Origin of the sequence: Streptomyces camponoticapitis, assembly GCF_014646115.1 — a bacterium.
Lineage (GTDB): Bacteria > Actinomycetota > Actinomycetes > Streptomycetales > Streptomycetaceae > Streptomyces > Streptomyces camponoticapitis.
On sequence record NZ_BMMV01000038.1, the window covers coordinates 33,075 to 52,592 of the forward strand.

Sequence of the window (19,518 nt, forward strand, 5' to 3'; positions counted from 1 at the left end):
GCCAGATTCCGTCCTGTTCACCCGAGTGAGTGAATGAATGGAAGCGTCGGACATTCCCCGAGCACTATCAACTATTGACACCCACGATCCGCCACCGCGTACTCGTTCGCACGTCATTGGGCAGCAGGCCGACGCGCACAGCGTTCTGGGCCGTCGTCCGTAGGGAACTCAGCCTGTGTGGCGTGGGCAGTTCACGAGCGTTGGCCGGACGCGGCTGCTGGCAGTCGGCCCCAGGGGCAACGACCACGCCTTGCGGATGCTTTCGATCAGAGGGCGGGCGCTGTAGGGCGATATGCCGAGTTCCTGGCGGGCGTCGGCCAGTCGTTCGGGGTCGCCGTCCGGGCCGTGTTCAGCTGCGAGCTGGGTGCGGCGTTCGAGTCCTTCAATGCTGAAGATGTCGAGCAGGGTGAGTGAGAAGTAGGCGTACGCGGAGGCTTCGTCGATGAGCTGGCGTGCGTCACTGGTCAGTTCCAGATCGGCTGCGGCACCAGGTTGGTCGCCGGCGGCTGCGGTGTTTGGCCAGGTGCCGTCGGTGTAGAAGGCGAACTCGTCAAGAGTGTGCAGCATTTCGGCTTCCGTGCACGGGCATGGATCACGGTGATAGCCGCAAAGGGTGCGGAATGATGCGAGGACGTCGCTGGTGTTGTGGGTCCACTGCTGCTTGCTCAGCAGAGTTCGGAAGCCCGCGAATGTTTCTGCCAGTTCTTCCAGGACGAGGTGGCGGGAGATGTGGGTCAGCTCGTGGGACTGGGTTTTCTCCTGGATTTCGCGGATCTGCAGTCCGTAGCGGAGCAGGTCGCGCAGGATGCCGCCGGACAGGGCGTGGGCGAGGATGATGTAGGGGTCTTTCATGTTCTGGGAGCGCTTGGCGAGAATGGCGCGTGATTCTTTGAGAGTGCTGGGCTGAACGTGGACGATGTCGTCCAGGGAGCTGTCGGTGACGTCCCGGTGCGGCAGGCCCCGGCGGACGAACGCGGCCCCAACGTCTTCAGCCACCGAGATGAGGTAGTAGACGTAGGGCACGCCCAGGATGGCCTTGATCTCGCTCAGGAAGGCCAGTGCCTGAGTGTCCGAGCCGAGGCGGTCCACCTCGTCGATGGCGATCACCACGGTCTTGCCCTGCTCGGCTTTCTCGAAGGCGATGCTCCTGAGCAGGTTGCGGAACTCCTGCACCAGTTCTGGGTAGTTTGGGGGGACTGTGGAGACGGTTGTGGAGTGGTTGCTGCCCAGGCTCAGGAGCTGGGAGGCGCCGGTGGTCAGTCCGTTCGTGGACTGCTGGATCGTCTGGAGACGGTAGAGGTGGTTGCGGCACTGGGTCACCAGTTCCGGTTCCTCCGGCCGCGGGCTCCATCCGCCCGCTTTCGACAGCAGAACCCCGGCGACGATTCCCGCCAGTCGCAGCGGGTTCTCGGTGTCCGATAAGAGGCTGCGCACCTGCGGGTTGTCGATGAGGTACAGCAGCAGGAACGTCCCGCCGGCGGCAGCCGCAGGTCGGAACAGTTTCTCCAGGGAGATGTGCCACCTGCCGAGGGGGAACTCGGTGTCTGAATCCCGGGCGATGCGCAAGAGCCACCACACGAACATCAGTACCGCGGTGACGGCCACGGTTTTGATCAGTGCTTCCTGCTGGGTGAGGTAGAGGTGTTGGGCCTGCTTGCGGATCTGTTCGTCCAAGAACACTGTGCCCAGGGATAACCAGGCCAGGAGAAGACCGAGTGGCCTGCTGCCATGCATTGCCAGTCGTCCCACCAGGCGTGGCAGCCAGGCCGCGTGCCGCGCCTGCCACCAGGCGATCCCCGCGATGATGGCGGTCACGCTCGCGACGACTGTGTGGCCCTGCCAGATCTCCACCGCGTAGCTGCGGGTCGACTCTGCGTTCGTGCGTGCGAAGTCGGCAACGGATGTGGCGTACTGGGCGTACAGGGAGCGCACCGAGGCAGACAGACCCAGCACCAGTAGCGCGGCGGCGGGTACCGCGAAGGAGCTCCACCGCCCCAGCCGTTTGGCCTGGAGCCTCACCCCCCGCAGCAGCCTGCCTACGGGCGACAGGCGAGCGAACCTTGGCGCGTCATAGCGCTGGTCGCGCATGTATTTCTCGCAGAGCTGTACCGACAGTGAGAGCAGGAAGTCGTGCGGGGTGTAGGTGGCCGGCGCCTGGGCGATCACGCCGAAGCCCGCCTTCTTGACGCACTCATCGAGCAACGTTGTCTTGCCGGCGCCCCGTGGTCCGCAGACAGCAATGGTGCCGTCCTCGATGTGCGCGAGTTTGCTCTCCAGCTGACGCCTGGCCCCGTTCTCGACGACGAAGCCCGGTGCCCGCGGCGCGCGCAGGCCCCAGTCGTAGTTGTCCGGGATGAACAGGGAGTCCGGGTCCTCGCCCAGCATGTGGCGGACCAGTTGGGCAACCACCGGGCCCGTGCCCCCTTTCTGCAGGTCTTCTCCCCAGCCGACAGCGCGCTGTCCCACCTCGTAACGCTGGACCAGCCAGGAGATGCCCAACCCTGCGGCGACCAGGCACTGCATGAGGTTGGACCACGCCGGCTTGCCACGCCAGAACAGGGTGAACATCACGGCCGCCGCGGCCAGACTCGCTACGCCCAGGGCGAGCAGTCCGCCGAAAAAGAGCACCGCTGTGGCCCCGAGCGCGATCAGGGAGCTGACCACCCGCCAGTTCCAAGGTGTCTCACGCGCCGCCCTTTCGTGCTTACCGCGGACCTCGTCCAGCTTGACTACCGCTTCGTCCAAGGCAGTCGAGGGGCATTGAATGGTGGCGTAGCGGTGGTACCTCGTCGTTCTCATCCGCTTCAGGACGGCGTCGCGGGTTACGCCCTCCCGTTTTCCCAGCAGCCGCACGGTCTTGGGCTCGGCAAGCGACGCCCGTACACAACGGCGGTAGATCTTGGCCTTGTCACCCCCGCTCACGAAGTCCTCTGCCTTCGCCTCCCAGGCATCCAGCCAGTCCCGTAACGGCGACATGCGCCCACCCTTCCCCCAAGTACCAGGACCTGCGGATGCTAACGCCCTGAAAGAGCACGACGGACAGCGTTCTGCTGAAGGTGGCGCAGTTTGCGCGCACTACACGGCAGCAATGATGAGTTCCGGTCTCTGATCCGGGACCAGTGACTTCACCGGGTGGCTCTGAGGATCAGACGTCTAGCTAAGGGCTTGCAGGTCATCAACATGGCGTCTTGATCTTGCTGTTGGGGTCGATGCTCAGGGCGATGACCCGGGCATGGAGGGTTGCGAGGGCAGCGGGTGGGGTGGTCGCCGGTGGGACGCTTTTGGCGTGCGCCTTGAGCAGTGTCCTGATCTTCAACAGGGTGCGGGGCACGGCGGTGCGGCTGCTGTCGAAGAGCACGGCGAGGGGTTCAGCGGCCAGGGCGACCCGTAGGTGGAGGACGGCGGCCAGGACCTGGTCGGGGAAGGCGAGGCGGGGCGGGCATCCGCGCTTGACGTCGTCGTCGACGGCCAAGTGTGGATGAGATCGCTCAGTTGCTTCCGGGACATGCCGGTCAGGGTGGGGGCGGACAGCAATGCCTGGTTCCACTCCGGGGCCGGCTTCTGCGGAGCCCGGGGTGCTGGGACGACCGGGCGGGGCTGCGGGTGCGGGGCGCACAGGCCGCGCCGACTGCCGTGGAAAAGAGCGCTCAGGGCAGGATCACCGTATGAGCGAGATCAACGACGACGAGGATCATCCGGCCCCTGGACACCTGCGGCCCGACGGTGTGAGCGACAAGACCGTCGAAGCACCTGCCGGACGTCGCCGAGCAGAGCGAGTTCGTGACCACGTTCGTGCCGTCGTGCTTGAGGATCGTCTCTCTGGTGTCGCATCTGCCGCTGATGGTGATCCAGTGCCGGAGCAGGTCACGGTTGTAGCCGGTGCGCGAGTGCTCCGTCGTCACCGTCAGGGACGACAGGTATGAGCGGGCCGTCGAAGGGGCGATCGGGGGTGGGCAGAGCGGCCTGAGCGGGGGTGGTGCTCAGGAGCTTCGCGACGGTGGTGAGGGCGGCAATACTGGTGGCGAGTACGCCACGGCGGGCGGTGATTCGCATCAGGGTTCTCCCGGGCTCGGGGACGAACGTCCTGAAGAGCGCCCCCATGGTGACGGCCCCGGCTCACTGCAGGTAGAACGCGTGCGTGAGCGTGCACATCAGAATTCAGGACCTCAGATTCCCTAGCGCCAACTGAGTCTGTTCACCGTCGGCCGCGCAACGCGCGGATGATCTCGGCAACACCGCGCAGCACCGCAGCGCGATGCCGGGAATCGGTGCCCTTCACCGCCACATACGTGACCAGCACGGCGGCGGTAGCCAGCACGACCACCGCGGCCACGCCCGCCCAGGCACTGGCGATCACCGGGTCCATGCGTGTTCCCCTCTCCACGCCGCGCCGGGTGGTGCGGCTCGCGAACAGCACACGGCACCAGTCGGCAGAGCCTCAATCGCTACCGGACCGGCCGGACATTGGCGATAAACTCGCTGGTTACAGCACCGCAGACACGGCGGACGGCCGGACACCCCGGACAGGTACCGGATGCGGAGGGGGTTCCGATGCACGACAAAGCTCGGTCGTCGGCAGTGACTGCACTGGCCCGGCAACTGCAAACCCTTGAAACCAAGGCCCTACGCGGCGGCCGTACCCGCGCGCAGGCATGCCGAGAAGCCAACCAGCGAAACCCTCAGATGAAGCGGCTGGCCAGCTCCACGGTGAGCGACTGGCTCGCTGGCCACAGCCCACCCCGTGACGTCGACCGCCTTTGGGCGCTGGTGGAGGTGCTACTGAACTGGGCCGACGCGCCCGACCGGCTTGACAGTCGCGGTGCCGCCTGGTGGACGGCCCAACGCCGAGCGTGGCAGGCCACCTGGGAACTGGCCCACACCCCCGACGCATTCCCAGCCCCCCAGGCGCCTCCCAGCCAGCCGGAGCGCGCAGTCGACCGGCTGCACCAGCACCTCGGTAGACACGACAGCCTGCCGAAGGTCGGCAGCGACACGGCCAAGCCGCTGCTACTGCGCGTCCATCCGTCCATCCCCCTCGACCAGACGCACGCCACATCAGTTCAGGAGCCGAACATGGCTGCTGCAGCAGGGCTGGATCGGCAGCTGCCGACATTTGTCGAACGGGAATCAGCCGAGGAACTGCGGGAGCAACTGCATACTGCGGGCAAGGACGGCGGGTTCGTGGTACTGGTTGGCAAGCCCTGCGTCGGTAAGACCCGTCTGCTGTACGAGACCACCCGCGAGATCCTGCCCGACTTTCGCCTCCTCGTCCCCGACCTCGGCGATGGCGGCCTAATCAACGACATCGCCGCCGCCGACTTCCCCATACCACCGCTGCTGATCTGGCTAGATGAGCTGCAGCGCTTCCTACCCAGTCCCCACTTCGTGCCTGACGAACAGGCCGGCCACTCCCCGCTCACCGCCCGCGCCGTACGGCAGCTGCTCCAGTCCAGCACTCCGGTGGTGATCGTCGGCACCCTGTGGCCCGACTACCGGACCGACCTGCGTGCCATCGCCGACGGCACGGCCACCGGCCCGCCTCGTCCCCGCTACCCGCACGCCCTCGACATCCTCACCGCTGCCACCGACCTTGCGCTGTACACCTTCTCCCCCAGCGAACGCGACGACGCCACCCGGCTGGCCGACACCGACCCCCGCCTGGCGACGGCGGTAGCGGACCCCGACTACAACATCACCGAGGCCCTTGCTGGCGTCCCGCAGCTGATGCGCCGCTACGCTCACGCCCCCGACGCCCACCAAGCCGTCATCCACGCAGCCGTCGACGCTCGTCGGCACGGCCTCCGCTCCCCTCTGACCGCCGATCTGCTGCACGCAGTCGCCCGCGCCAACTTGACCAGCCTGCAACCCAACGACACCTGGTTCGACCAGGCCCTCGCCGAGTTGACCAGCACCGGCCGTCGTGACGACCGCGCCACTGCCCCCCTCATTCCCCTCCTGTCTGCCGACCGCCGCACCGTCCTCGGCTACACCGTCGCTGGCTACCTCCTTCAGCACCTGACCCGTGTCCGCCGCACCCACCGTCTTACTGGTGTCACCTGGCAGGCCCTCATCGACCACGCCACCGATACCGATGACCTGCATCGTCTCGCCCAAGCAGCACAATTCCGCATGTTGCTCCGGATTGCTGAGAGCATTTATGCCCGGTTCGCCGCGCACGACAGCATCGCCGCCTTGCTTCTCTACCGACTACTGGTAAGCCAGGGTCGTACCGACGAGGCGATTGACGCTCTCCGTCCTCATAGTGGCGATGGCGGTCAGGGAACCGCACTGCTGGTCAGTGCCCTGACCAGAGAGGGTCATGCCGAGGAGGCCATCGAAGTCAGTGAGACACTACAATCTCGTGCCACCGCTGGCGATGAGTACGCGGCAGTACAGCTGGCTGGTGTGCTGGTCGACCGAGGCCGTAATGGCGAGGCGATTCACGTCCTCCGCCCTCACGCTGATACGGGTAAGCGCGAGGCCATCGGCAAACTGGCATGGCTACTGGGTTTCCATCCCCATAGTGACGGGGCGATCGAGGCATTCAATGCCCTGCGATCGCGTGCCGAGGCCGGCGACCAGGAGGCCAACTGGCGGTTCTCCCAGGTACTGGCTTTGCAGGGCGACTTCGATCAGCTCCAATCCCGCGCCAACGCCGGCGACGTAAATTCCGCTGGCCTGTTGGTCGAATTCCTCGCCGAGCACGACCGGCTCGATGAAGCGAGCGAAGCGATTCAGACCCTGCGACTCCTCACCGAACAAGGCAACAGGAAAAGTGCTCAGTGGCTGATCAGCCTGCAGACGGCCATGGGCTCCACCGAGAACCTGGAGAAGGCGATCGACGTTCTTCGGACCGCTGCCGACGACAAGCATGCCACCCAGGTGCTGATCGACCATCTTGTTCAACAACAGCGCGTTGATGAGGCGATCGAGATTCTCGAACCTCGTGTCCACGCTGGTGATGAGACTGCCGCCCTGATGCTCGCCAACCTGACGGCAGACCTGCTGGCAGCCGAGGGCCGCGTCGACGAGCTTCGATCTGCCGCTGACTTCCACCACTATGCATCGGCTGTGAAGCTCACCAAGCTGCTGGCAGCCGAGGGCCGCGTCGACGAGCTCTACGGGGAAGTCCATGCGGGAACCTTTAACGCCGCTCCCCAGCTGATGCGCCTCCTTTCTGATCGAGGCGTATCCGTGGAAGAAGTCATGGAGCTCTTCCAACACGGAATCGAACCAGACACCCCGGATCTGACGGAGGCTGCGACGTACCATCGCAAATCATGACCAGCCATTCCTGAACTCAGCTTCGCATCAATACTGAACAGACACTGCGGCGAGCACAAATAAATTCTTCCAACTTCGAACCCGTAAGTCATCGAGGCTGGCGTAAGTCAGCGATCTCGTACCCGTACTGGTCGCGGATGGACTATGCCGACAAGGTTCTCGTGAACAGAGTCACGCGGGTAGTTGGAATCACGTGCAGACACCAAAACGCCCCCGCGTGCCACAACGACCCGCTCAGGCGAGAAGTTACGGCCGTCGGGCATGAAATGCCCGCGCCACTGAACAGTCCAGCCATCAGTTGTTCGCGCTGAGGAAGCAGACGGCTTTCGCGTACGGACCGTGATAGGTGTTGACGCTGGCCCGGAAGTCCGGCAGCCGCAGTACCCGCGGCTGCCGGACAGATGTACCTGCGAGGTTCTCAGGCCGTGCGGTGCGGCGCCCAGTTGTACGGGAGCAAGGGACTGCCATCCCTCATCCAGTAGCAGAACTCCTGGGCGTCGCGCAGTACACCAGTGCCGGTGGCTCGTCCCTGCTGGCTTTCGAAGTGGTCGACTTCCAGCAGCACGTGGTCGCCGACCTGTTCACTGCGGCCGAGGTCGAGCAAGACCCTGCCCGTTGCAGGCTCCGATCAATTGCCAGGGCTTCCGCCATTCGTAGGTGGCTCGGGCCCCCTGGCGTGAGGTCAGCGTCCGCGGATCCATCTCGATCTGCTGGTCGACACCACCGCGGAGCAGACGGCGGAGGTGGAACGCCTCATCGCGCTGGGCGCCGACAGGATCGCCTGGGAGTACCCGCCGACGCCGGACTTCGTCGTCCTGACCGACCCGGACGGAAACGCGTTCTGCGTCGTCGACCTGAGCCGAGCCCCCAGCGGCAGCCACCCGGAATAGCTGCCGGGCGGTGACGGGACCCGGACTGAAGCCGTCCCGACCGGACAAGCACCGGGGGTCAGAACTCGACCGAGGCGGTGTACCCGATGGTGACGTTCATGTTCCGTTCCATCATCCGCAGGGCGGCGTCCGCCAGGTCCGAGTGGATGTGGGCGACGGCATCACGCGGCACGGTCACCCGCAGATACCGGATGTGGGCGCGGCCCGCGCTCGCGCCGCCGGTCCACGCCGGCCACCTGGCGCCCGGTTCTTGTTGGCGGCGGGCCCGACGCCCGCGGGACAGTGAGAAGAGATCCGGCCGCGGTGACGGTGGCCGCGAGCGCGCTGTCCGGGGCGGGGCCATGACGACAGCCAGTTGCGCTCCTCGGCGTCTCCTCTGTCCGTCCTGCCGACGGACCGTGTGGAGATGACACCTGCTGCTCGGCGAACACTGTCGCTCTGGCGAGGTCCCTGGGCTTGTCAGGATGCCCTCGACAGCACCCCGACCTCGCAACCGAACCCGACCGCGAAGCGCCCGCCCGGTGCCGCCGCGAGCGAGTGCACGGGGAATGGCAGCAGGTGGTCGGTACCGGCTGGGCATCCCGCGGTGAGATCGAGGAACCGCACGGTGCGGTCATCGCCGAGGGCCGCCACGAGCCGTCCGTCGGCCATCACTGAAACCGCCAGCGTGTTGCCGGAGCCTGACTCGGCGGCTTGGGTATGGCGGATCTGCTGCCCCGTGGACAGGTTCCACAGCCGTATCGTCCGGTCTCGGCCCTTGCTGATCGCGATGGGAGCTCCGCCCAGAGTGGCGGTGACCACGGCGGTCACCCAGTCGGTGTGGCCGGTCAGGGGTTCGCCGAGCTGCCGGCCGGTGGCGAGGTCCCACAGTCGCACCGTCTTGTCCCAGCTGCCCGTCACTGCCACGGGCCGTCCGTCGAGAACCGCGGTAGCGACGGCGGTAATACGGCTGGAGTGGCCGGTGAGAGGTGCGACCAGCGGCCGTCCGGTGGTGAGGTCCCAGACGCCCACGACGCGATCGCTGCCTGCGGTGAGGGCGACGGGCAGGCCGTCCAGGGTCACCGAGGCCATGGCCAGGACTCTGCCGTGGCCACTGGGGAACGGACGGAGGATCGTTCGGCCGGTGGCGAGCTCCCCCATGTGCAGGGTGGCGTCGGGAGCAGCCGTGACGACGACCGCGCGTCCGCCCACCACCGCCGTCGTCATGGCGAACACCTCGGCGCTCAGGGAGTCGGAGGTCTGCGCGCCGTTGGCCAGGTCCCAGATGCGCACGGTGTGGTCGGCGCCGGCGGTGACGACCACGGGGACACCGTCGAAGACCGCTGTGGTGGCCGCCAGGACGGATTCGGTGTGTCCGGCGCGCAGTCGACCGAAATCCCCTCGGGCAGGGGCGAGGTCCCAGGTGCGCACCGTGTGGTCTTCCCCTGCGGTGACGGCAACGTGACGTCCGTCCACCACGGTGGTGGCGACGTCCCAAACCTGGCCGGTGTGCCCGGCGAGGGGCTCGCCCTCCTGTTCGCCGGTGGCGAGATCCCAGACCCGTACGGTGCGGTCGCGGGACGTCGTGACCGCCAGGGAACGCGTCCCGACCGTGACGCTGTCGATGGCCCACACCCGATCGATATGACCGGCCAGCGCATTGCCCGCGGGCGGCGAGTCGAGCGTGTGCCGAGTCGTGATAAGGCCGTCCGGACCGCCGATGAGGGAGACGGGCGTGTCCTCCGGCACCAGGCTCCGGGAAGCGGGCCTCGCCCGCATTTCCCAGCCGGACACGTCGGTGAGCTGGCTGTTCACCCGGGCGGAGAGCAGGCCCGACAGGTCGACGAGGTCTCCCGGATCGCTCTTGATCAGCTCCTTGCCTGCGGCTGCTTCCAAAGGGAGGCTGCGAATGCTCCGAGTACCGTCAGGGCCCGTGGGGTCCATGGGGCTCGTTGGCAGGTCCCAGAGTCGCAAGGTGTGGTCCACGCCCACCGCGACTGCGACGCTGCGCTCTTCCAGGACCAGTGTCGCGGACGGGCCGTCGGGAAAAACACCGGGGGCGAGGTCGCCGACGATTTCCGGTGGGCGGTCGTAGTGGGAGTCGAGGACCACGACCCGGCCGTCGACGACCGTCAGGGTTGACAGTGTGTCAACGGCGGCCAGGGCTGACACCGCGTGATCGTACTCCGCATCCGCCAGTAGCTCCCGCAGGTCGGCTGCCAGAAGCACGTGGCGGTCCAGATCCCACACACGGCCTGCCTGGCCCTCCTCCTTGGTTACGGCGATGTCCCGCCCTTCGAGTGTCCACGGTCCCTCGGCCCGCAAGCACTCGCCGACCTCGCGACCGGTGGCCAGATCCCACACCTGCGCGGGGCCGCCCGGTGGGCACGTGACAACGACCTCGCGTCCATCCAACGCCCCTACGTCTACCATCCAGGGGAACACGCCGAGCCGAATGCCGGTGGCCAGGTCCCACACCCCCAGCGTCCGGTTCGCCTGGACCGCCAGCACCACGTGCCGACCGTCCAGGACCAACCGTCCCAGCCCCAGGGCAAGTTCACCCGCAGAACGCTCCGTCTCCAGATCCCACAGCCTTGCGGTCCTGTCGGTGAGGCAGGTGAGGACCAGAGGTTGCCCGTCGACCACCACCGTGGCCAGGCCCACCAATTCGGGCGGCAACGACGACGACTTGGGATCGGGGAGAGCTGCCGTCAGCGTATGCAGCCGTTCCCCCGCCGCCAGGTCCCAGACACACATCGTCGCGTCGCGGCTCGCCGAGACGACAACCGGACGCCCGTCGACCACCGCCGTCGCCACCGTGACCACGGGGGTGTCGTGACCCCTGAAGGAGCGGAGAAACCGAGGGTCGGACGCGGAACCACACGTCCAGTCCGCCCGCCAAGAAGCCGGCTCCTGCGAGGAAGTCACTTCCCGGGAGACTGCGTAATCAGATTCCTCCATCATGGCTCCAAAGCTATGGGACCGCACTGACAACGATCCTCGTAGTGCGGAACGCTCGGCATGGTGTCGAGGGCGCGCCCTCGTTGGCGTACAGATCCGGCACGGTCGGGCATCTCCTGGCCGGGCGGTGATCACACGTCGAGTACGCGCTGTTGAAGGAGGTCCGCACGATGTACGCGTAGGACCGATGCATGGTGGCCGAAGCAGGTTGCGAGGGCGGTTGGGTGGGGGTCCACCTCCTCTGGTGTGGGGCGGCCGGGTGGGCGCCGGGCCTGTTCCGCACTGAGCGGTCGGGCCGCACGGCGATCTGGCGTCACGGTATCTGCAGCGGGGGCCAGGAGAATGCCGTATCCGGGACTGTAAGACGTTCGGGGTAACCCCCGATCATGGAAGATGCATCGATGCCCAATGAGAACGTGTCCGAGTCAGAGGGGCCGTGGAGCCCACGAAGGCTGTGTCAACTCAGTCGGTGGACGACCAGTTGGTCGACGAACCGGGGGGCCGGGCCGAGGGCCTGGTGCTGACCGGCGAGGGGCTGCGGCAGTTGACCAAGCGGCTGCCCGAGTCCGCTCCGGAAGGCGAGATCACCGACCACCTCGGCTATGACAAGCAACGTCCGGCGGGCAAGGACGGCGGCAACTCCGCAACGGTGAACGCCCAAAGCTGTGCTGACCGATGTCGGACCGGTGGAGACAACCGTGCCCGCGACCGTGACGGATCCTTCGAGGCGAAGATCGTCAAGAAGCGGCAGAAGCCTCTGACCGGCGTCGATGAGAGGGGCATCTCGCCGGCCGCGGAGGGCTTGACCACCGGCGAGGCCCAGGGCCACCTGGCGGAGGTCTACGGCGCCGCGTAGAAATGCCTCTACATGACGATCACGTCCCTCGACCCCACCGGCAAAGGTCAGGCCCGCCGGACCATGCGCTGGAAAACAGCACTGAACGCCTTCGACATCCCCCTCGACGGCCGCCTGGCGGTGGGCCCGCCAGTAACCTCAACCATCCCGGTTACACCATCGTTTGACAGACCCGACGCCGGTCGGCTCCTGCTACTCATCCCTCGACCGGCGGCTCGTACGGCGGTTCGTAGTGAATATTCTCCTTGAAATAGCCGGTCTTGTTGCCCTTGTCGTCCAGTTCCCAGGCACCCTTGATGTACTTCAGGTCGATCCCGCCGGGGAAGGCGATCTCGTCCTCGTTGGGATGAGGGCTGTTGTTCCCGAAGGTCCCGTTTATGTCGATCCCACCCGGCGCATCGATCTCGTACATGTAGTCCTGACCGTTGTACGGCACCGGCTTTTCCTTCGTCGTCGTGGAGACGAACGCGGATTCCGTGTTCTTGTCGACGTGGCCGTAGAGATCCATGTTGTCCGGGTTCTTCGGCTGGAAGCCGTCCGTGAAAACCTCGTGTCGGGGACGGTCGTGAGACCACGAAGGGACGTCGTCGAGGAGGTAGAGCGGCTCATCCGTGTCACGCCACTTCGTGGTCTTCGGAAGCTTCGCCAGGTCAACGTCCTTGACCGCTACTTCCACATGCGGGTTCTTCCTGGGGTCGGCGACCGGGCCGTTCGAACCGCCGGAATCACCGCCGCCGTCGGAACCACCACCCGAGTCACCGCCGCCGTTGTTACCTCCACCGGAGTCGTCTCCTTCGGAGTCACCGCCGCCGGTGGAGCCACCGCCGCCGCTGGAAACACCTCCGGCCTCACCCGCATCCTGACCGACCATGCTCGACTCGCAGTCGCCGCCGAGGATGTCGCAGACCTGTCTCTGAAGCCCGCCGGCGACCTGACTTCCTACGCCGGTCATCATCAGCGCCCCGACAATGAGAGCTACCAGGCCGACCATACCGACGTACTCGACCGTCGACTGACCCCGGTTACGACACCCGGTGATCAGATGCGGAACCGACAGCTTCCCGTCCCGCTTCAACCGCCGGATCCTCCAGCGCGGCCTCACCGCCCGCTGCTCCGCCGGCAGCTCGAACCACGCCCGGCTCGCACCCACACTCACCAATGCCAGCAGAACGCCAGACAGCAGCATTTGGCTGACCCCGCGCGACGACCCGGCGTACGGGTTGACGACGCCGCCGATCAACAACGAAGCCTGGAGCCCCATCAGCACGAACCACACGACCTTGCCGCCGGTCCACAACCGCCGCGCCAGAACCACCGCGACAATGCCCGGCACCACCGCGTAGAGGGCGGCCAGGCTCAGCGCCGGTGTGACACGCGTGCCCAGCACCAGCAGCGACTCACGTACGTCGACAGTGCCCAGCAACGTCAGGGCGAACATCAAATACAACAGGATGCGCGTCGCCGCGAGTGATCTCGGCAACTCCCAGCGGCGCCGGGGGGATCCCAACCTGGAACGCCAGGCCCTGTGAGTCGGACAACGGAAACCCTTCCGTTCAATCTGCATGAAGATCCCCCGGCCCCAGCCATCCAGCCGTGGCGTGTCAGTCGGCAGATTACGTACGCGCGAGGCCAGATCCGAAGGGTCCACGGGCCCATTGAGGGACCCACGCCGGGCCCACAGGGACAGCGGACCGACGAAGATCCCCGAAACTCGGAGCGAGCTGCGTCCACGCCACGGATTTCTTGTAGATGACCCGGGGTGGGACGGTCCCGCCTTGACCGCCACGGCGAGGAAGGCCCTGGACTGCTCCCCGCGCGTGCGGGGACGCCCCCTTCGGACAGTGGGTCTCGGAGACTTCGTCCCCGCGCCCGCAGGGAGCAATCCCCGGCCGCCCCTCCGCGCTTGGGGGCGAAACTGCAGGTCAGGCAGCCTTTGTGACGGGTTCGAGGATCGCCACGCACTCCACATGATGCGTCATCGGGAACAGGTCAACGAGACTCAAGCCGGAGCAACATAGCGCGGGATCGCCGGTCACCCAAACCGGCGATCCCGCAGACCATAGATACGCCACTGCCGCGTTCGGTCAGCAGCCACGACCTGACAGCCACACGCACCCTTAGCCAGACTCGTTGAATGCGGACCCGAAATGACTTGGAGAATCCAATTGCGCAAAGAGACCCCCGAGCTACCGGCATCGCAGTACAGCTCCGCACGCATCCGAGCCACGTGGGACGGAACGGGAAGCGTCGCGGACGCATCGAAGGCGTTGGGCTTTTCGCGGGCCAAGGGCTACGCACTGGTTCGTCGGGGCGAGTTCCCGTGCCGGGTGCTCAGAATCGGCCGCTCGACTCGCGTCGTCACCGCGCCCTTGCTACGCGTGCTTGATAGCGGGGAGCCGGAGTACAACGGTGCCCGCGCCGGACACTGCGCGCCGTCGTAGCCCTTCTGCGCAGAGACCTCATCGGTATCAGCGGCAAGAGCAGGCGGCCATTCGCGGGTCAACGGATCACTCCGGTCGACTGTTCCGGCAGTGCGCGGTTTGGCCGCTCAGTCCGTGGCGAACCTACGAAACACTGCGGTGGGCGGCCGGTCCGCCGGTGGATATGCTGGAGCGCCGAAGAATCTGAAGAGCGCGCTCTCTGCGCTGGACGCCCATCTGCCTGGCTTCTTGCTTGGACTACGCGAGACGCAATGGCTCGATGCGAAGCGAGTCCCTACCAGTTGGCCGACCCCAAAGCTGCCAAGGAACAGGTGCCTGCCGAATTCCACCCGACCGGTGCGCTCGTGGGACGCATAGTGATTGCCCCTACCTCCCACGCCCGGTCCCTGCTCGGCGAGTGCCCAGTGCCGGTGGCCATGCCCCTGCACCGCCCCACCGCCCGCACCGACCCGCAGCTGATCGTCGTGGACGACCTGTACGAGCGGTGGGTCATGGGCTTCAGCATCCATTACCTCCGACAGCTCTACCGCATCACCGGCTTCTACTCCCAGTAGGCAGACCTCGGCACGACGGCACTGCCATGCGGTCTGGGGCGCCTGCCGTTCACTGTTACCGAGAGACAGCAGGGCTGCGTGAGACTGCGGCTTCGTGATCGGCACGGCCACCTGAGTACGCCTCATGCCAGCGAGGAGGCCAGCCGCAGCGAGGTCTCGTACGTCACGAAGCCGGCGGAAGGCATTCTCGGAAGCAGTGACGACATTCGACGAGCCCGTGGTTCAGCGAGGGGAAGCGGGTGGCGCGGTCTGCGTCCGGAGCGGTCCGGTGCGCGACCCATCCCGCTTCCCTCGGTTTGGTACCTTTCATTGGACACAACAATCGATCGGATGTTCGTTTTCTGGGATCTCCGACACGTCCGTTGTCGGCAGTAGACGCTCACGTTCTCCGACGTGCGGCGCGCCACTCAATCGGACCGGGTGAAGCTCATGGCAGGAACCGACCACGAGAAGGCGCTGGACACCGCGCTCGCACAGATCGAGCGGAAGTTCGGCAAGGGAGCGGTCATGCGCCTCGGCGAGCGGCCCAACGAGCCCATCGAGGTGATCCCTACCGGATCGACCGCGCTAGACGTGGCGCTCGGTGTGGGCGGTCTGCCGCGCGGCCGTGTGGTGGAGGTATACGGGCCGGAATCCTCTGGCAAGACGACGCTGACGTTGCACGCAGTAGCGAACGCACAGAAGGCCGGCGGCGCGGTGGCGTTCATCGACGCCGAGCACGCTCTGGACCCGGAATACGCCAAAAAGCTCGGCGTCGACACCGACAACCTCATTCTGTCCCAGCCGGACAACGGTGAACAGGCGCTGGAGATCGTCGACATCCTGATCCGCTCCGGCGCGATCAACTTGATCGTGATCGACTCCGTCGCGGCCCTGGTGCCACGCGCCGAGATCGAAGGCGAGATGGGCGACGCCCACATGGGTCTTCAGGCCCGTCTGATGAGCCAGGCGCTCCGTAAGATCACCAGCGCGCTCAGCCAGACGAGGACGACGGCGATCTTCATCAACCAGCTCCGCGAGAAGATCGGCGTGATGTTCGGCTCGCCGGAGACCACGACCGGTGGCCGGGCGCTGAAGTTCTACGCCTCGGTGCGGCTCGACATCCGTCGTATCGAGACGCTGAAGGATGGCACCGACGCCGTCGGCAACCGCACCCGCGTCAAGGTCGTCAAGAACAAGGTCGCGCCGCCCTTCAAGCAGGCCGAGTTCGACATCCTGTACGGCCACGGGATCAGCCGTGAGGGCGGTCTGATCGACATGGGCGTGGAGGAGGGCTTCGTCCGCAAGGCCGGTGCCTGGTACACGTACGAGGGCGACCAGGTCGGCCAGGGCAAGGAGAACGCCCGCAACTTCCTCAAGGACAACCCCGATCTCGCCGACGAGATCGAGAAGAAGATCCTGGAGAAGCTCGGAATCAGGGTATCGGCGAAGGCCGCGGTCGCCGAGGACACGGGCACCGTCCCGGCCCCTGATGCCGCCCGAACCTCGGCGGGTAGCGCCGCCTGACAGACATGGGCGCGGCCCGGCGGGAGGTCAGGCTTCCGACGCGTCCAGCATCGCGGCGCGCTCCACAACCTTGATCCGCTCGCGTCCCTGTTCCGTGCCGAGAACCTGCTCGTACGTGTCCGGGCGATACCAGCCCTTACACGTGGCGCAGCGGACACCGCGCTAGGCAAGGAAATCGACGACCGCGTCAGGATCCGGCTGGTCGGGAGCGGCCAGGCGGCCCGCCATGTGGTCCTCCCACAGGCAGACCACCGTCTCATTGACGTCGCCCTTGGTGTGCCCGATCAGACCGATCGGCCCGCTTGATCCATCCCGTGACATACACGGCTGGCATCGGCTCCTCACCGTCGATGACGCGGCCAACTGCCTGCGGGACGCTGCCGGAACGACGTCGAACGGAAGCTTCGAGATCTCCTCCGCTGCTCGATCTGGTGGGCCAGCAGGCGCAGGGTGATGCGGGTGGCCAGGACCGTCTCCTCCTCGCACTCGTTGTTGTTGCTGTCGTCGGCGAACCGTGCGCAGGTACGGAGGAGGTCCGGGTTGTTCAGCCCGGCCAGTCTTCGCGCAGGCCGCCTGAGCGGTGACGAGGACGACCTCGAGCTGGTTGACGGCCTGGGTACGGGCTCTGGCTGCCGCCCCTTTGGTGAGTTTGTACATCCGGGCGATCTGCACGGGTCCGTCGCCTGATTTGGCGCGGGCACGTGCCCGCCCGCTCAGCACTGCCCGGGCGGCGTTCTGGGCATCAGGGGGTCCCGACTTACCACGGAGACGGCGGTCGGTCCGGTCCGGCCGGTTCGCCTCGAACACTTTCACGCTTTCACGCCCTGGGTCAGCGCGAGGGCCGATGATGGCACTCCTCGTGAGTCCGTAGGCGCGATATGGCCGCAGTCAGCTTCAAGACTTCGCCGGTGCCGCCCGGGTAACGCACCCTCGTCTGCCTCCGCCACACTGCCTTGGCGGTAGGTTCCAGAATCTCCGTACACGGCGCTGATGTCTCATCGAAACGGGCTGCCTCAACAGCCGGGCGAGCGGGAACAAATGTCAGGTCTCATCAATTTGTACCGAACCGCCTTCCTGGCGGCTCTTCTTCACCCAGCATTGGTCCATGGACATAGTCGACTTGGGTGAGATCGCAGCCCTGCTCTCCGTTCCCACCGCCTTAGTCGCAGCATGGTGGACTAAGCGCAGCGCAGAAAGTGCAACATCTGCCGCGCTCCTCGCCGGGCGTATCCAGGCCGACACGGCCATCTCGGCGGTACAGGCCCAGAGCCTCCTCCATCAGGATCAGCAACGACACATTGCGCTCGGTACCGCATGCATGGAGTTCCTGAACGCCTCCCGCACCCTGGTAAGTGCGGTGAAGCGACTCCCGAGCCTCGATCACGATGAACGCCAGGCGCTCATGGCCAAGCACGCCATCTCGATGGAAATCCCTTACGCCTCACTAGAGTTTCTGGCCCCACCTGATGTCCTTACAGCCGCAGAGCGCCTTCTCTCGCAATGCCGCCTCTTGGAACGCTGCGCGCTCGATCGCGCGGTACTGCGCGCGACGATCAGCGCCTTGGAAGCAGGTTGGTGTCCCGGCGACCCAGAGAATTGCACCGACGATCGTCATAACTCGGCTTACGTAGCCTGGGAATTTCTCGTCGGGTGGGCGCGCAAGGACGAGGAGGGAAGCAGGCATGATCGGGATCTTCTGGACTACTGCCTCCGCGACAGCGCCACCTTCACCGAAATGCAGGTAGCTCGGGCTCTCTCCTTAGCCGACCGTTGCCCGGCCATGTGGGACCGACTGATCGGTGGATGGGTCCGGGACCCGCTCATGGAAGGCCTCGAATCCCACCACACGGATTTCGTCACTGCAGCCCGCGCAGCCAACCTCACAGCACCGCTCGGCCTCTTCCCCAGCGGCCTTGAGGGGTCGAGTTCTCCGCCTCGCCGAAACTGCACAGCGTGACGAAGCGACGGCATGTCATCGCAAACGACACACGGGGAACCCCCGCCGGCACCAGCCGACGGGGGTTCGTTTCTCTCACACGCGTCTCACCAACTGCGTTGACGCCCCTGGCCCAAAATGGGCTGACCTGGTCTTATATGCCTCACCTGGACCACCTTGGACCGCGCGAGACGCGATCTACAACCTGTGCCATGTGGGACCGGATCGCGCCGTCGCCCAGAGTGGTCCGGTCCACGATCAGCACTGGGCCACCGCCGCCGGCCTTCCAGACCGCGCCCCGACCGCGGGAGGCCACAAAGCGCTTCAGAGATCCCGACACCCGCCCCCACCTGACAACCAATCACCGACGCCTGAGCATCGCCCGGCAAGAAAAACCTCCAGCAGGCCATCGCGACGATCGCCTTCTTCCAGGACCACCGCATCGCAGCCACCCGCCCAGTAATCATCCCCAGCTTCGCCGGGTCAGCGGCCCCCAACACCCCTGCGGCCCGTCCAAGACGGCCATGCGCGCCGAGGTATCACGCGTCATCTCGCTCGCCGCCTGTCCCCTGCTACCAACCAAACCATCGCGGTACAACACGCCCCACTACCACCAAGATCCGGACCATACGCGGGCCAACTCCCCACATTGAACCCGTCGGACCGACATCCTTGCTGGTCAGAAGGCTGTACCGCCTGTACCACCAGCAGACGAAGAACCTGCCGGTGCTCAACGAGGCAAGACCTATGCCATGTGATCCAGCACGAGCCGACTCCACCGATGGGAATGCCGTTCGCTCATGAGCCTCGAGAAGCGGGTCGAGGCCATGGAGATGGGCACCGGGGCAGTCCGCCACGGGCACAGCCGCTCCTACCTGGCATGGTCCGGTCTCCCCTCCCTGCTCACCAGACAGGATCGACGAGCGAAGAAGCTCAAGAGGAAGCGCTGCGAGCTATGCGGACCTGACCCGCTGTAGGCCCAATGCACCCTGTTTCCGCAGTTCAGCCCCGATTGTCAGACCCTCCCCGTAGCGTTGTGATTCTTAGAGCCGATCTCAATTGGTGATCATTAGGCTGCCCTTCGTGACAGCGATGGTGAGGCGTCTGGTCC

General features: G+C 66.0%; 10 protein-coding genes and 5 pseudogenes. 6 read left to right on the forward strand and 9 right to left on the reverse strand.

All coding sequences use genetic code 11. The features are described 5' to 3' along the window. Positions 1–168 precede the first annotated feature (168 nt). From IEY79_RS35290 to IEY79_RS35305, 4 genes and pseudogenes are all read right to left on the reverse strand, one after another. Positions 169–2,976 carry a P-loop NTPase fold protein gene (locus IEY79_RS35290; protein ID WP_189111747.1) on the reverse strand — a complete coding sequence of 936 codons (2,808 nt, stop codon included), beginning with the start codon at positions 2,974–2,976 and terminating at the stop codon, positions 169–171. Between the two features lie 199 nt (positions 2,977–3,175). Then, positions 3,176–3,612, reverse strand: a pseudogene (locus IEY79_RS35295) (helix-turn-helix domain-containing protein); the annotation flags it as partial. Positions 3,613–3,752: 140 nt separating this feature from the next. Next, positions 3,753–4,056, reverse strand: a pseudogene (locus tag IEY79_RS35300) (hypothetical protein); the annotation flags it as partial. Positions 4,057–4,195: 139 nt separating this feature from the next. Beyond that, the gene (locus IEY79_RS35305; RefSeq protein ID WP_189111749.1) at positions 4,196–4,366 is read right to left on the reverse strand and encodes a hypothetical protein; all 171 of its coding nucleotides are present in this window, start codon (positions 4,364–4,366) and stop codon (positions 4,196–4,198) included. A 185-nt stretch (positions 4,367–4,551) separates the two neighbouring features. Here IEY79_RS35305 and IEY79_RS35310 point away from each other — a divergent pair, with 185 nt between their 5' ends. Further along, on the forward strand, positions 4,552–7,284 hold the full coding sequence (locus IEY79_RS35310) for a hypothetical protein (protein ID WP_189111750.1): 2,733 nt from the start codon (positions 4,552–4,554) through the stop codon (positions 7,282–7,284). Positions 7,285–7,702: 418 nt separating this feature from the next. Here the strand turns inward: IEY79_RS35310 and IEY79_RS35315 are convergent, their stop codons facing one another. Further along, a complete protein-coding gene (locus IEY79_RS35315) occupies positions 7,703–7,888 on the reverse strand; it encodes a hypothetical protein (protein WP_189111751.1) in 186 nt (61 codons plus the stop codon). An 82-nt stretch (positions 7,889–7,970) separates the two neighbouring features. Between IEY79_RS35315 and IEY79_RS37785 the strand changes: the two are divergent. Next, a pseudogene (locus IEY79_RS37785) lies at positions 7,971–8,174 on the forward strand (VOC family protein); the annotation flags it as partial. Between the two features lie 58 nt (positions 8,175–8,232). Here the strand turns inward: IEY79_RS37785 and IEY79_RS35325 are convergent. Next, positions 8,233–8,385 (reverse strand): annotated as a pseudogene (locus tag IEY79_RS35325) (cysteine hydrolase); the annotation flags it as partial. 248 nt (positions 8,386–8,633) lie between these two features. Continuing rightward, a complete protein-coding gene (locus IEY79_RS35330) occupies positions 8,634–11,249 on the reverse strand; it encodes a WD40 repeat domain-containing protein (protein ID WP_189111752.1) in 2,616 nt (871 codons plus the stop codon). 319 nt (positions 11,250–11,568) lie between these two features. Between IEY79_RS35330 and IEY79_RS35335 the strand changes: the two genes are divergently transcribed. After that, positions 11,569–11,970 (forward strand): transposase, encoded by a 402-nt coding sequence (locus IEY79_RS35335; RefSeq protein ID WP_229701400.1) that lies wholly within the window; start codon positions 11,569–11,571, stop codon positions 11,968–11,970. 196 nt (positions 11,971–12,166) lie between these two features. On the opposite strand, the gene IEY79_RS35340 is transcribed toward IEY79_RS35335, so the two are convergent. After that, positions 12,167–13,618, reverse strand: a complete 1,452-nt coding sequence (locus IEY79_RS35340) for a scabin-related ADP-ribosyltransferase (protein WP_189111754.1) — start codon at positions 13,616–13,618, stop codon at positions 12,167–12,169. 1,044 nt (positions 13,619–14,662) lie between these two features. Here IEY79_RS35340 and IEY79_RS35345 point away from each other — a divergent pair. Beyond that, on the forward strand, positions 14,663–14,965 hold the full coding sequence (locus IEY79_RS35345; RefSeq protein WP_189111755.1) for a hypothetical protein: 303 nt from the start codon (positions 14,663–14,665) through the stop codon (positions 14,963–14,965). A gap of 429 nt (positions 14,966–15,394) precedes the next feature. Further along, the gene (recA, locus tag IEY79_RS35350; protein WP_189111756.1) at positions 15,395–16,471 is read left to right on the forward strand and encodes a recombinase RecA; all 1,077 of its coding nucleotides are present in this window, start codon (positions 15,395–15,397) and stop codon (positions 16,469–16,471) included. A gap of 27 nt (positions 16,472–16,498) precedes the next feature. Here the strand turns inward: recA and IEY79_RS35355 are convergent. After that, positions 16,499–16,891 (reverse strand): annotated as a pseudogene (locus IEY79_RS35355) (pyridine nucleotide-disulfide oxidoreductase); the annotation flags it as partial. Positions 16,892–17,576: 685 nt separating this feature from the next. On the opposite strand from IEY79_RS35355, the gene IEY79_RS35360 reads away from it, so the two are divergent. Then, on the forward strand, positions 17,577–18,428 hold the full coding sequence (locus tag IEY79_RS35360) for a hypothetical protein (protein WP_189111757.1): 852 nt from the start codon (positions 17,577–17,579) through the stop codon (positions 18,426–18,428). Positions 18,429–19,518 lie beyond the last annotated feature (1,090 nt).

Bases quoted from the DNA above. Each gene is read 5' to 3' on its own strand.
- IEY79_RS35290 (WP_189111747.1), bottom strand. From the start codon at position 2,976: ATGTCGCCGTTACGGGACTGGCTGGATGCCTGGGAGGCGAAGGCAGAG.
- IEY79_RS35305 (WP_189111749.1), bottom strand. From the start codon at position 4,366: ATGGACCCGGTGATCGCCAGTGCCTGGGCGGGCGTGGCCGCGGTGGTC.
- IEY79_RS35310 (WP_189111750.1), top strand. From the start codon at position 4,552: ATGCACGACAAAGCTCGGTCGTCGGCAGTGACTGCACTGGCCCGGCAA.
- IEY79_RS35345 (WP_189111755.1), top strand. From the start codon at position 14,663: ATGGCTCGATGCGAAGCGAGTCCCTACCAGTTGGCCGACCCCAAAGCT.
- recA (WP_189111756.1), top strand. From the start codon at position 15,395: ATGGCAGGAACCGACCACGAGAAGGCGCTGGACACCGCGCTCGCACAG.
- IEY79_RS35360 (WP_189111757.1), top strand. From the start codon at position 17,577: ATGGACATAGTCGACTTGGGTGAGATCGCAGCCCTGCTCTCCGTTCCC.